Here is a 12,509-nt window from a genome sequence, read left to right on the forward strand (position 1 = left end):
CGACTCAGCGTGCCGAGCGCGGTCGACGACGGGCGAGCGAGGCGGGGGAGCGGGTCAGGCCGTGAGGAGTGCAGCGATCAGGCGGCTGATCTCCGGGTCCATCCGGGTGCTCTCGGTACCGAACGGCACCAGCTGCTGCGTGGTGGCGACGAAGCGCTCCACGGGCTCGGCAGGAGCGGCGAGGAGGGCGTCGCCCTCGACCCCGCTGAGCGAGATGAGGACGTACGTCGGGTCGTCGTCGCGCCAGACGCGGACGTCGCCGGTGCCGGCGGGGTGCTCCTGCGTGGCGAGGAGGCCCTGGGCCAGGAGCTCGCGGCCGATCAACCACGTCGACATCGAGTGCGGACCCGTGAAGACGGCGCGCACGGTGTACGGGTCCGCCGCGCGAAAGCCCAGCTCTGCGGTCACACCGAGAACGGTGGCGTCCGACAGCACCAGCTGCATCGTCACGACTTCGAGGACGTCGAATGGCCGTGGAGCCATGCTGCCGCCTCCTTTCCGGGTGGTCGCAGATCGTCCGGCTCGACGAAGCGTACGGGACCTTGGTCCTGCGGCGGGCTGATTATGGGGGAGGTTCACCCACTCGCGCGAGCGGCTGACCTCAGTTCGGAAATATCGCTCCGGTTCGCTAGCATCGTCACGTCGTCGTGCCCCCCGAGCCCCCAGCTCGCCGGCGTGACGGGCGATTGGCTCAGTGGTAGAGCGCCTCGTTCACACCGAGGAGGTCACTGGTTCGAACCCAGTATCGCCCACCCGATCCGCCTCCGGTCATCACCCGACCGGAGGCCGAATTGTGTCCGGGCCACATATCACCCGGTGGCTCCGCACATAGACGTGCCGCGAGCCGACGATGTAGAGGCCCGCGACGGCGTTCGGACGGGGTCGTCGAGCGGCAGCGCGAGGACGTCGGATCCGGCAGGCACGGCATCGGTAGCATCGACGTGCGCCCGACGCGGGCGCGAGACGATCGCAAGGAGCCCCCCGTGTCTGAACCGTCCGCAGCGCCCCTCTCGCTCACTGTCGACGGCAGTGCGGTGACGGTGGAGGCCGGCACGACGGGCACCGACCTCTACGCGGACCGCCGGGACGTCGTCGTCGTCCGCGTCGACGGCGAGCTCCGCGATCTCCACCTCCCGCTCGTCGCGGACGCCACCGTCGAGGCCGTGACGATCGGCTCGCCCGACGGCCTCGCGGTGCTGAGGCACTCGGCGGCCCACGTCCTGGCCCAGGCGGTCCAGGAGGTGAACCCGTCGGCGCGCCTCGGCATCGGCCCGCCCATCAAGGACGGCTTCTACTACGACTTCGACGTCGAGCAGCCCTTCACCCCCGAGGACCTCAAGGCGCTCGAGAAGGCGATGCAACGGATCGTCAAGGAGGGTCAGACGTTCCGCCGGTGGGACGTCTCGGAGGACGAGGCGCGTGCCGAGCTCGCGAAGGAGCCGTACAAGCTCGAGCTGATCGGCCTCAAGGGCACGCACGCCGCGACGCCGGCGGAGGACGACGCGTCGAGCGTCGAGGTCGGGCTCGGCGGGCTGAGCATCTACCAGAACGTGCGGCGTGACGGGTCGGTCGCCTGGCAGGACCTGTGCCGGGGCCCGCACCTGCCGAGCACGCGCCTGATCGCGAACGGCTTCCAGCTCACCCGGTCGGCCGCTGCCTACTGGCGTGGGTCGGAGAAGAACCCGCAGCTGCAGCGCGTGTACGGGACGGCGTGGCCGACCAAGGACGAGCTCCGCGCGTACCTCGAGCGGCTCGCCGAGGCGGAGCGTCGCGACCACCGCCGACTCGGCGCCGAGCTCGACCTGTTCTCGTTCCCCGACGAGCTCGGCTCGGGGCTGCCGGTCTTCCACCCCAAGGGCGGCATCATCCGCACCGAGATGGAGAACTACTCGCGCCAGCGGCACATCGAGGCCGGGTACTCCTTCGTGAACACCCCGCACATCACCAAGGGCCACCTGTACGAGGTCTCCGGGCACCTCGACTGGTACCGCGAGGGCATGTTCCCGCCCATGCACGTCGACGCGGAGCTGAACGAGGACGGCACCGTGCGCAAGCCGGGCCAGGACTACTACCTCAAGCCCATGAACTGCCCGATGCACAACCTGATCTTCAACGCGCGCGGCCGGTCCTACCGCGAGCTTCCCCTCCGCCTGTTCGAGTTCGGCACGGTGTACCGGTACGAGAAGTCGGGGGTGATCCACGGGCTCACCCGCGTGCGCGGGCTGACGCAGGACGACGCCCACATCTACTGCACCCGCGACCAGATGGCCGCCGAGCTCACCTCGACCCTCGAGTTCGTCCTCGCGCTGCTCAAGGACTACGGGCTCGACGACTTCTACCTCGAGCTCTCGACCCGCGACCCCGAGAAGTCGGTCGGCAGCGACGAGGCGTGGGAGGAGGCGACACGCACGCTCGAGGAGGTCGGTCGCGCGTCCGGTCTCGAGCTCGTCCCCGATCCCGGTGGAGCCGCGTTCTACGGGCCGAAGATCTCGGTCCAGGTGAAGGACGCCATCGGCCGTACGTGGCAGATGTCGACGATCCAGCTCGACTTCAACCTGCCCGAGCGCTTCGACCTGGAGTACACGGCGCCGGACGGCACCCGGCAGCGGCCCGTCATGATCCACCGCGCGCTCTTCGGGTCGATCGAGCGCTTCTTCGGCGTCCTGACCGAGCACTACGCCGGCGCCTTCCCGGCGTGGCTCGCACCGGTGCAGGTCGTCGCCGTCCCGGTCGCCGAGCCGTTCAACGACTACCTGGCCGACGTCGTCGCCCGGTTGCGTGCCGAGGGCATCCGCGCGGAGCTCGACCTCAGCGAGGACCGCTTCGGCAAGAAGATCCGCACCGCCAGCACCCAGAAGGTGCCGTTCGTGCTGATCGCGGGGGGTGACGACCTCGACGCCGGCGCGGTCTCGTTCCGGTTCCGCGACGGCTCCCAGGAGAACGGCGTGCCGATCGCCGACGCGGTCGAGCGGATCGTCACCGCGGTACGCGACCGGGTCCAGGTCTGAGCCGGTGGTGACCGGACCCGTCGCTCCCGGGAACCACGAGAGCGCCGCCGACCACCCGGGCGAGCCCGACGGCTTCGACCGGCTCTGGACGCCCCACCGCATGGTGTACATCGGCGGGCAGGACAAGCCCGCGGGCGACATCGCCACCTCGGACGACTGCCCCTTCTGCCGTGCGCCCTCGCTCGACGACGCCACGGGGCTGGTCGTCGCACGGGGGACGAGCGCCTACGTCGTGCTCAACCTGTACCCGTACAACCCTGGTCACCTGCTGGTCGTCCCGTACCGGCACGTCGCGGACTACACGGACCTGACGCCCGAGGAGACGGTCGACGTGGCGGAGCTGAGCCGTACCGCGATGCGCGTCGTGCGCGCGGTCTCGGCCCCCCACGGGTTCAACCTCGGGATGAACCAGGGCGCGGTCGCGGGTGCGGGCATCGCCGCTCACCTGCACCAGCACGTCGTCCCGCGGTGGGGCGGCGACGCCAACTTCCTGCCGATCGTCGGCCGGACCAAGGCGCTGCCCGAGCTGCTCGACGACACCCGCAGCCGGCTGGCCGCCGCGTGGCCGGACGTAGCCGCGACGAGGAGATGATCGACCCGTGCTGAACCGTCTCCGCGGGGGCATGACGAGGGTCATGACCCCGCTCGCGGACCTGCTCCTGCGCCGCGGCATCTCGCCCGACGCCGTGACGATCACCGGGACGCTGGCCGTGGTCGTCACCGCCCTGTGGGCGTACCCGACCGGGAACCTCCTGGTCGGGACCCTCGTGATCGGGGTGTTCGCCCTCACGGACTCGCTCGACGGCACCATGGCCCGGCGGTCGGGGCGGTCGAGCAGCTGGGGAGCCTTCCTCGACTCGACGCTCGACCGGTTCGCCGACGCCGCCATCTTCGCCGGTCTCGTGCTGTGGTTCACCGGCGCCGGTGAGGACCGCCCGACGGCCGTCCTGGCCCTGGCGTGCCTCGTCCTCGGGTCGATCGTCCCGTACGCGCGGGCGCGCGCCGAGGGCCTGGGGATGACGGCTGCCGTGGGGATCGCGGAGCGGGCCGACCGCCTGCTCGCGGTCCTGCTCGCGACGGCGCTCGTCGGGGCCGGGCTGCCCCTCGTGGTCCTCACCGTCGTGCTCGGCCTGCTCGCCGTGGCGAGCGCCGTGACCGTCGTCCAGCGCATGGGGACCGTGCGCCGGCAGGCCGAGGGGGTGGCATGAACGTCGGACGCGCGTTCGCGCTGGCGTGGCGCCTCGGCGGCCGGATCCCCGAGCCGGTGCTCCGGCTCGCCGCCACCGTCGGGGCCGACGTCGCGTGGTGGCGTCGAGGCGGCGGCGTGCGGCAGCTCGAGCGCAACCTCGCCCGGCTCCGTCCGGACGCCTCGCCGCGCGAGCTGCGCCGGCTCTCGCGCGCGGGCATGCGCTCCTACCTGCGGTACTACCGCGAGGCCTTCGCGCTCAGCGGGTACTCGCCCGAGCAGCTCGCGGCCCGCGTGCGGGTGATCGGCGGAGAGGCCGTGCGTGACCGCATCCAGGCCGGAGGTACCGTCCCGGTCGCGCTCGGGCACATGGGGAACTGGGACCTGGCAGGGGCGTACGCGACGGTCCACCTCGGCCCGATCACCACGGTCGCCGAACGGCTCGAGCCCGCGGAGCTGTTCCAGGAGTTCCTGCGCTTCCGCGAAGGTCTGGGCATGCGGATCATCCCGCTCGACGGGTCGGGCGGGGAGGTCTTCCGGAAGCTCCTGCGCGTGGCGCGCGGCGGGACCAGCCTCATGCCGCTGGTGGCGGACCGGGACCTCACCGCGCGCGGGGTCGAGGTCGACCTCGCCGGCGAGAGGGCCCGTGTCGCGGCCGGGCCGGCGGCCGTCGCGATCACGACGGGGGAGCCGCTGGTCCCTGCGAGCATCCGCTACGAACGCCTGCGCGGTCCGCGACGCCGCGCGGCCGGCTCGCCGTGGGGGATCCTGATCGAGTTCCATCCCCCGATCGAGGTCCCGCTCCACCTCCCGCGCGAGGACCAGCTCACCGCGCTCACCCAGGCGTGGGTCGCCGTCGTCGGCGGTGCGATCGCGCGGTACCCGCAGGACTGGCACATGCTGCAGAAGGTCTTCGTCGCCGACCTCGACCCGGCGCGGTACGCCCGGAGCCTCGCGCAGGACGGCGGCTCCTGATGCCCGGGACCGGTGTGCGCCCGCTGCGGGTCGGCATCGTCTGCCCGTACTCGTTCGACGTGCCGGGCGGCGTGCAGTTCCACGTCCGCGACCTCGCGGAGGCGCTGATGGCGCAGGGTCACGCGGTCTCGGTGCTGGCCCCGGCCGACGACGACACCCCTGTGCCGCCGTACCTCGTGCCGGCCGGGCGCTCCGTCCCGATCCACTACAACGGCGCGGTCGCCCGCATGACGTTCGGGCCGGTGACCGCCGCCCGGGTGCGGCGGTGGCTCAAGGAGGGGGAGTTCGACGTCCTCCACCTGCACGAGCCGGTCACCCCGAGCCTCGGCATGCTCGCGCTCTGGATCGCGGACGGACCGATCGTCGGGACGTTCCACACCGCGCTGATCCGCTCGCGCCCGCTCCAGATGGCGTACCCCCTGGTGCGCCAGAGCCTCGAGAAGATCGGCGCGCGCATCGCGGTCTCGGAGGACGCGCGACGGACGCTCGTCGAGCACATGGGGGGCGACGCCGTCGTCATCCCCAACGGCGTGTACGTCGACCAGTTCGCCGACGCCGAGCCCGACGCGCGATGGACCGGGACGGCGACCGCCCCGACGATCGCGTTCCTCGGCCGGCTCGACGAGCAGCGCAAGGGGCTCCCGGTCCTGCTCGCCGCCGTCCCCGACGTGCTGCGCAGCGTCCCGGGCGCGCGCTTCCTCATCGCCGGGCGCGGTGAGACCGGCCCCGAGGAGGCGCGCGAGCTGCTCGGGGACGATGCGCGCGCCGTCGAGTTCCTCGGTCCGATCACGGACGCCGAGAAGGCGAGCCTGCTGAGGTCGACCGACGTCTACTGCGCGCCGCAGACCGGTGGCGAGAGCTTCGGCATCGTGCTCGTCGAGGCCATGAGCGCGGGCGTCGCGGTGGTCGCGAGCGACCTGGGAGCCTTCCGTCGCGTGCTCGACGAGGGCGCCGCCGGGACGCTGTTCCGTCGCGGCGACCCCGCCGACCTCGCCGCGACCCTCGTCCGGGTCCTGGCGGACGACGAGCTGCGCGCGTCCACGGTCAAGCACGGCCTGGCCTCGGTGCGCCGGTACGACTGGTCGGCCGTGACGAGCCAGGTGCTCGCGGTGTACGAGATGGTCCTGGGCGACGTGGACGACGGCGGGGCGCCGCGGCCGGTCGGCGAGGACCCGTCGTCGTTGCGCGGCGCCCTCGGACGGCTCGTGCGCGGTGACCGGGGCGGGGAGTCGTGACCTGGGCCGAGGAGGTCCTCGTCGTCGCCGCGGTCGTGCTGCTGCTCGGCTGGGCGTTCTGGGTCGAGGCGTCGCGGCTGGACCGGCTGCACCGCAAGGTCGCGGCGTCGCGCACGGTGCTCGACGTCCAGCTGGTCCGGCGCGCGACCGTCGCCGCAGAGCTCGGCGCCTCCGGCGTGATGGACCCGGTGAGCTCGTTGGTCGTGGCCGAGGCAGCGTTCGCGTCGCTCGAGGCCAGCGGTCGCACGGCACCGGCTGATGCCGCCGTGCTCGCCGACCTGCCGCCGACCCCCGCGGTGGACCGCGGGCTCGTCGAGAGCGAGCTCTCGGCGACGCTGCGCACGGCCCTCGGCGACGCGGCGGAGGTGACCCTCCTGCGGGAGGAACCGAGCGCGGCCGAGCTCCTCGACGAGCTGGCGGCCGCCTGGTACCGCGTGCAGCTGGCCCGACGCTTCCACAACGAGGCTGTCGTCCAGACGCAGCGGGTACGCGCGAAGCCGCTCGCCCGTGCGCTCCGCCTCGCTGGTCGCGCGCCCCGGCCCCAGACGGTCGAGCTCGACGACGCGTGGCCCGAGGGTCTCGGCCGGCCGGGCGCCTCGACGGCCTCGGCCGCGGTCTAGGATGGGACCACGCGTGGAGCGCCCCGTCGCCCCGCCACTCCTTCCTCCGCACCACCTTCCGACACTCCTGTGAGGCACGCAGTGACCAGCGAGAACAGCCAGCCCGTCGTCGGCACCGCGAAGGTCAAGCGCGGCATGGCGGAGATGCTCAAGGGCGGCGTCATCATGGACGTCGTCACGCCCGAGCAGGCGAAGATCGCGGAGGACGCCGGCGCGGTCGCGGTCATGGCGCTCGAGCGGGTGCCCGCGGACATCCGTGCGCAGGGCGGGGTCGCGCGCATGAGCGACCCGGACCTCATCGACGGCATCATCGCGACCGTCTCCATCCCGGTCATGGCCAAGGCCCGCATCGGCCACTTCGTCGAGGCGCAGGTGCTCCAGTCGCTCGGGGTCGACTACGTGGACGAGTCCGAGGTCCTGACGCCCGCGGACTACGCGCACCACATCGACAAGTGGGCCTTCACGGTGCCGTTCGTGTGCGGGGCGACGAACCTGGGTGAGGCGCTCCGGCGGATCACCGAGGGCGCGGCGATGATCCGCTCCAAGGGCGAGGCCGGCACCGGCGACGTCTCCAACGCGACGACGCACATGCGCACGCTGCGCGACCAGATCCGCCGCCTGACGTCGCTGCCCGAGGACGAGCTGTACCTCGCCGCGAAGGAGCTGGGCGCGCCGTACGAGCTGGTCAAGGAGGTCGCGGCCGCCGGGAGGCTGCCGGTCGTGCTCTTCACCGCGGGCGGCATCGCGACCCCGGCCGACGCGGCGATGATGATGCAGCTCGGCGCCGAGGGCGTCTTCGTCGGCTCGGGCATCTTCAAGTCGGGCAACCCGGCGCAGCGCGCCGCCGCCATCGTCAAGGCCACGACGTTCTACGACGACCCCGACGTCATCGCCAAGGTATCGCGCGGCCTCGGCGAGGCGATGGTCGGCATCAACGTCGACGACGTCCCGGAGCCGCACCGGCTCGCCGAGCGCGGTTGGTGACCACCGGCGACGACGTCGGCCCCAACGGGCCGATCGCGTTCCTGGGCCCGGAGTGGGAGGTCGGGGCGGACGGTGTCCGCTTCCGGCAGGCCGCGCGGGTGCTGCTGGTCGACGAGAGCGACCGCGTGCTGCTCGTGCACGGCAGCGATGTGGACCAGCGCGAGCGGACCTGGTGGTTCACCGTCGGCGGCGGGCTCGAGCCGGGCGAGGACCCGCGCGACGGCGCGGTGCGCGAGCTCGTCGAGGAGACCGGCATCGCGATCTCGCCCGACACCCTGCTCGGGCCTGTCTTCCGGCGCGACGCCCTGTTCGACTTCTTCCGGGAGACGTGCCGCCAGGACGAGCTCTTCTTCCTCGCGCGCTACCGACCGTCGGGCGATGCGCCCGCGTTCAGCCGGGCGGGCTGGACCGAGATCGAGCACGAGACGATCGACGAGCTCCGCTGGTGGGATCTCGACGACCTGGCCGCCGTCGACGAGGAGGTGTTCCCCGTCGGGCTGCCCGAGCTGGTGCGGGGGCTCCTCGCGGGCTGGGACGGCGTGACCCGGAGGCTCGACGGCTGAGGTGCACGGCGGCGACGTAGAGTGCTCGCTCGTGAGACCGACGATCGGGGTGCTGGCGCTGCAGGGCGACGTCCGCGAGCACGTGCTCGCGCTGGAGGCGTCAGGCGCGGTCGCCGTCCCGGTGCGACGCGAGAGCGAGCTCGACGGGCTCGACGGCCTGGTGATCCCCGGTGGCGAGTCCACCACGATCGACAAGCTGCTGCGCGCGTTCGAGCTCTTCGAGCCGGTGCGGCGGCGCATCCGGGCCGGTCTGCCGACGTTCGGCTCGTGCGCGGGCATGATCCTGCTCGCGGACCGGGTGCTCGGCGGGATCGAGGGCCAGCAGACCCTCGGCGGGCTGGACATCACCGTGCGGCGCAACGCGTTCGGCCGGCAGGTCGACTCGTTCGAGACCGACCTGGCGTTCGAGGGCGTGCCCGGCGACCCCGTGCACGCCGTGTTCATCCGTGCGCCGTGGGTCGAGGAGGTCGGTCCAGGTGCCGAGGTGCTGGCTGCGGTCTCCGACGGGCCGGCCGCCGGTAGGATCGTCGCGGTGCGGCAGGGCCGCCTGCTGGCCACCTCGTTCCACCCGGAGGTCACGGGCGACACGCGGGTGCACCGACTGTTCGTGGAGATCGTCCGCGGCGCACCCGTGCCCCAGACCGCCGACGCGGAGTCGGCGCACCGTGCCGGAGCGGGTCAAGGCGAAGACGAAGGGTAGCGATGCGATGTCGGGTCACTCCAAGTGGGCCACCACCAAGCACAAGAAGGCCGTCGTCGACGCCAGGCGGAGCAAGCTCTTCGCGAAGCTGATCAAGAACGTCGAGGTCGCGGCGCGCACCGGTGGCGGTGACCTGGCGGGGAACCCGACCCTCTTCGACGCCGTCCAGAAGGCGAAGAAGTCCTCGGTCCCGAACGACAACATCGACCGCGCCGTCAAGCGCGGGTCCGGCCAGGAGGCCGGCGGCGCCGACTACCAGTCGATCATGTACGAGGGGTACGGCCCGGGCGGCATCGCCGTCCTCGTCGAGTGCCTGACCGACAACCGGAACCGTGCGGCCTCGGACGTGCGCGTCGCGTTCTCGCGCAACGGCGGCTCGCTGGCCGACCCGGGCTCGGTCGCGTACCTGTTCTCGCGCAAGGGCGTCGTCCTCGTGCCGAAGGAGGGCGACCTCACCGAGGACGCGGTGCTCGACGCCGTGCTCGACGCCGGGGCCGAGGAGGTCAACGACCTCGGGGACGCGTTCGAGGTGATCTCCGAGGCGACGGACCTCGTGCCCGTGCGGACCGCCCTCCAGGACGCCGGCATCGACTACGACTCCGCCGAGAGCCAGTTCGTCCCCGCGGTGCAGGTCGAGGTCGACGTCGAGGGCGCGCGCAAGATCATGCGGCTCATCGACGTGCTCGAGGACAGCGACGACGTGCAGAACGTCTACGCGAACTTCGACGCCCCGGACGAGGTGCTCGCCGAGCTCGAGGACGCGGAGTAGCGGACGTCGTGGCGACTCCGGCGCGGGCTCCGCAGCCGGGGCGGCCTTCCCTGCGACGATGACGGCGTGCGTGTCCTCGGAGTCGACCCCGGCCTGACCCGGTGCGGGCTCGGTGTCGTCGAGTCGCTGCCCGGTCGGCGTGCGCGCTTCGTCGCCGTCGGCGTCGCGCGGTCCTCGGCCGCCGACGACATCGACCTGCGCCTGCTCGCGATCGCCGAGCAGATCGACGAGTGGCTCGAGCTGCAGGCGCCCGACGTCGTCGCGGTCGAGCGCGTCTTCGCCCAGCACAACGTGAGCACGGTCATGGGGACGGCTCAGGTGGCGGGCATCGCGATGCTGGCCGCGGCCCGACGCCGGATCCCGGTCGCGCTGCACACGCCGAGCGAGGTCAAGGCATCGGTCACGGGGTCCGGTCGCGCGGAGAAGGCCCAGGTCCAGTCGATGGTCGCCCGCATCCTCGGGCTGACGGAGGTTCCTCGGCCGGCCGACGCCGCCGACGCGCTCGCGCTGGCGATCTGCCACCTGTGGCGCCCGGCCGGTGCGCTGGCCGCGCCGCACCGTCCGCTCGGCGCGATGACCGCCGCCCAACGTGCCTGGGCGGCCGCCGAGCACGCGGCCCGTAGGCCGACGCGCGGTTGACGGCCCTCTCGTCCTTGTGCAGGCGACCCCCGGGTGGCCCGTGCCTCGGCGCGTCGGGTCCTCGCGTCGTCGTGCGCGTTGTTACGGTGTCGGGGGTTCGTACAGGTGTTCGGGAGGACGTGGAGTGATCGCCTCGGTGCGCGGCTCGGTGCAGTCGGTGCGGCTCGACGCCGCGGTCGTCGAGGTCGGCGGGGTCGGGATGCTCGTCCAGGCCACTCCGACGACGCTGGCCGGCCTGCGCGTCGGTGCGACGGCCGAGCTGGCGACCTCGCTGGTCGTGCGCGAGGACTCGCTCACGCTGTTCGGCTTCGCGGACGCGGACGAGCGCGAGGTGTTCGAGATCCTCCAGACGGTGTCGGGGGTCGGGCCGCGGCTCGCGCTGGCGATGCTCGCCGTCCACACGCCGGACGGCCTACGGCGCGCCGTGGCGACCGAGGACCTCGCGGCGCTCAAGCGGGTCCCCGGGATCGGGCACAAGGGTGCCCAGCGCGTCGTCCTCGAGCTCGCCGACCGGCTCGGCGCGCCGCGCGGGACAGGCGCCGACGGCGCCACGCCCGGTCGCGGACCCGTCACCGATCGCCGCGGTGAGGTCGTCGAGGCGCTCGTGGGACTGGGCTGGAACGCGAAGGCCGCGGACGACGCCGTCACGAGGGTGCTCGACGGCGACGCGACGGTCAGCGACCCTGGGTCGGATCTCGACGTCGCCTCCGTCCTGCGGGCGGCGCTCCGGGCGCTCGGCGCGGGCCGTGGCTGAGGCGATGACGGACACGACGCCCGCGTGGGGCAGTCCCGAGGACGACGACGCCGTGACGACCGAGCGCGTGGTGCGCCCGGGGGCGGACGACGTGGAGCGCGCCGCGGAGGCCGCGCTGCGACCGCGTCGGCTCGACGAGTTCGTCGGACAGCGCGTCGTCCGTGACCAGCTCTCGCTCGTGCTCGAGGCCGCGCTCGGTCGCGGTCGTGCTCCGGACCACGTCCTGCTCTCGGGGCCACCGGGTCTGGGCAAGACGACCCTCGCGATGATCATCGCCGCGGAGATCGGGCGACCGCTGCGGGTGACCTCGGGACCGGCCATCCAGCACGCGGGTGACCTGGCGGCGGTCCTCTCGTCGCTCGACGAGGGCGAGGTGCTCTTCCTCGACGAGATCCACCGCCTCGCGCGCCCGGCCGAGGAGCTGCTGTACGTCGCGATGGAGGACTTCCGGGTCGACGTCGTCGTCGGCAAAGGCGCCGGCGCGAGTGCGATCCCGCTTGCCCTGCCTCCCTTCACCGTGGTGGGCGCCACGACGCGCGCGGGGCTGTTGCCGGCGCCGCTGCGCGACCGGTTCGGGTTCACCGGGCACCTCGACTTCTACGCGACGGACGAGCTCGAGCAGGTGCTCGTCCGGTCCGCCGGGCTGCTCGGCGTCGAGCTGCGCGCCGATGCCGCCGCCGAGATCGCGACGCGCTCGCGCGGGACGCCGCGGATCGCGAACCGGCTGCTGCGGCGGGTCCGCGACTGGGCTCAGGTCCGGGGCGACGGCCGGCTCGATCTCGCGGCCGCCCGTGCCGCGCTCGAGGTCTACGAGGTCGACGCGCTCGGGCTCGACCGCCTCGATCGCGGTGTGCTCAGGGCGCTCTGCACGCGGTTCGGCGGCGGTCCGGTCGGGCTCACGACCCTGGCGGTCGCCGTGGGGGAGGAGCCCGAGACCGTCGAGACCGTCGCCGAGCCGTTCCTCGTCCGTGAGGGCCTGATGGGCCGCACCCCGCGTGGACGGGTCGCGATGCCTGCGGCGTGGGAGCACCTCGGGCTGACGCCGCCTGCGCCGAGCGGGACGCTCTTCGGATGAC

General features: G+C 73.0%; 14 protein-coding genes and 1 tRNA gene. 14 read left to right on the forward strand and 1 reads right to left on the reverse strand.

All coding sequences use genetic code 11. The features are described 5' to 3' along the window. Window positions 1–54 precede the first annotated feature (54 nt). Window positions 55–483 (reverse strand): SsgA family sporulation/cell division regulator, encoded by a 429-nt coding sequence (locus HIR71_RS07785; protein WP_169324491.1) that lies wholly within the window; start codon window positions 481–483, stop codon window positions 55–57. A gap of 197 nt (window positions 484–680) precedes the next feature. On the opposite strand from HIR71_RS07785, the gene HIR71_RS07790 reads away from it, so the two are divergent. The 14 genes from HIR71_RS07790 to ruvB all read left to right on the forward strand — a co-directional run bounded on the left by HIR71_RS07790 (window position 681) and on the right by ruvB (window position 12,508). Then, window positions 681–752, forward strand: a tRNA-Val gene (locus HIR71_RS07790). A gap of 231 nt (window positions 753–983) precedes the next feature. Next, on the forward strand, window positions 984–3,008 hold the full coding sequence (thrS, locus tag HIR71_RS07795) for a threonine--tRNA ligase (protein ID WP_169324492.1): 2,025 nt from the start codon (window positions 984–986) through the stop codon (window positions 3,006–3,008). A 7-nt stretch (window positions 3,009–3,015) separates the two neighbouring features. Beyond that, the gene (locus tag HIR71_RS07800) at window positions 3,016–3,600 is read left to right on the forward strand and encodes an HIT family protein (protein WP_311836170.1); all 585 of its coding nucleotides are present in this window, start codon (window positions 3,016–3,018) and stop codon (window positions 3,598–3,600) included. Window positions 3,601–3,607: 7 nt separating this feature from the next. Next, complete coding sequence (gene pgsA, locus HIR71_RS07805) at window positions 3,608–4,216, forward strand: phosphatidylinositol phosphate synthase (RefSeq protein ID WP_169324493.1); 609 nt, start codon at window positions 3,608–3,610, stop codon at window positions 4,214–4,216. Beyond that, the gene (locus HIR71_RS07810; protein ID WP_169324494.1) at window positions 4,213–5,169 is read left to right on the forward strand and encodes a phosphatidylinositol mannoside acyltransferase; all 957 of its coding nucleotides are present in this window, start codon (window positions 4,213–4,215) and stop codon (window positions 5,167–5,169) included. The genes pgsA and HIR71_RS07810 overlap by 4 nt, the downstream gene beginning before the upstream one ends. A 23-nt stretch (window positions 5,170–5,192) precedes the next feature. After that, window positions 5,193–6,404 carry a glycosyltransferase family 4 protein gene (locus HIR71_RS07815; protein WP_169324571.1) on the forward strand — a complete coding sequence of 404 codons (1,212 nt, stop codon included), beginning with the start codon at window positions 5,193–5,195 and terminating at the stop codon, window positions 6,402–6,404. Beyond that, a complete protein-coding gene (locus HIR71_RS07820; protein WP_169324495.1) occupies window positions 6,401–7,024 on the forward strand; it encodes a hypothetical protein in 624 nt (207 codons plus the stop codon). The genes HIR71_RS07815 and HIR71_RS07820 overlap by 4 nt, the downstream gene beginning before the upstream one ends. Before the next feature lie 81 nt (window positions 7,025–7,105). Next, the gene (gene pdxS, locus HIR71_RS07825; protein ID WP_311836171.1) at window positions 7,106–8,008 is read left to right on the forward strand and encodes a pyridoxal 5'-phosphate synthase lyase subunit PdxS; all 903 of its coding nucleotides are present in this window, start codon (window positions 7,106–7,108) and stop codon (window positions 8,006–8,008) included. Then, window positions 8,005–8,571: an NUDIX hydrolase gene (locus tag HIR71_RS07830; RefSeq protein WP_311836172.1), complete on the forward strand. Its 567-nt coding sequence runs from the start codon at window positions 8,005–8,007 to the stop codon at window positions 8,569–8,571. The genes pdxS and HIR71_RS07830 overlap by 4 nt, the downstream gene beginning before the upstream one ends. A 31-nt stretch (window positions 8,572–8,602) precedes the next feature. Then, the gene (pdxT, locus tag HIR71_RS07835; RefSeq protein WP_169324498.1) at window positions 8,603–9,271 is read left to right on the forward strand and encodes a pyridoxal 5'-phosphate synthase glutaminase subunit PdxT; all 669 of its coding nucleotides are present in this window, start codon (window positions 8,603–8,605) and stop codon (window positions 9,269–9,271) included. Window positions 9,272–9,278: 7 nt separating this feature from the next. Then, on the forward strand, window positions 9,279–10,040 hold the full coding sequence (locus HIR71_RS07840) for a YebC/PmpR family DNA-binding transcriptional regulator (RefSeq protein WP_169324499.1): 762 nt from the start codon (window positions 9,279–9,281) through the stop codon (window positions 10,038–10,040). 66 nt (window positions 10,041–10,106) lie between these two features. Next, on the forward strand, window positions 10,107–10,679 hold the full coding sequence (gene ruvC, locus HIR71_RS07845) for a crossover junction endodeoxyribonuclease RuvC (protein WP_169324500.1): 573 nt from the start codon (window positions 10,107–10,109) through the stop codon (window positions 10,677–10,679). 124 nt (window positions 10,680–10,803) lie between these two features. Further along, on the forward strand, window positions 10,804–11,433 hold the full coding sequence (gene ruvA / locus HIR71_RS07850) for a Holliday junction branch migration protein RuvA (protein WP_169324501.1): 630 nt from the start codon (window positions 10,804–10,806) through the stop codon (window positions 11,431–11,433). Between the two features lie 4 nt (window positions 11,434–11,437). Then, a complete protein-coding gene (gene ruvB, locus HIR71_RS07855) occupies window positions 11,438–12,508 on the forward strand; it encodes a Holliday junction branch migration DNA helicase RuvB (protein WP_169324502.1) in 1,071 nt (356 codons plus the stop codon). Window position 12,509: the final 1 nt, after the last annotated feature.

Source organism: Cellulomonas fimi (genome assembly GCF_012952065.1).
GTDB classification, from domain to species: Bacteria; Actinomycetota; Actinomycetes; order Actinomycetales; family Cellulomonadaceae; genus Pengzhenrongella; species Pengzhenrongella fimi_A.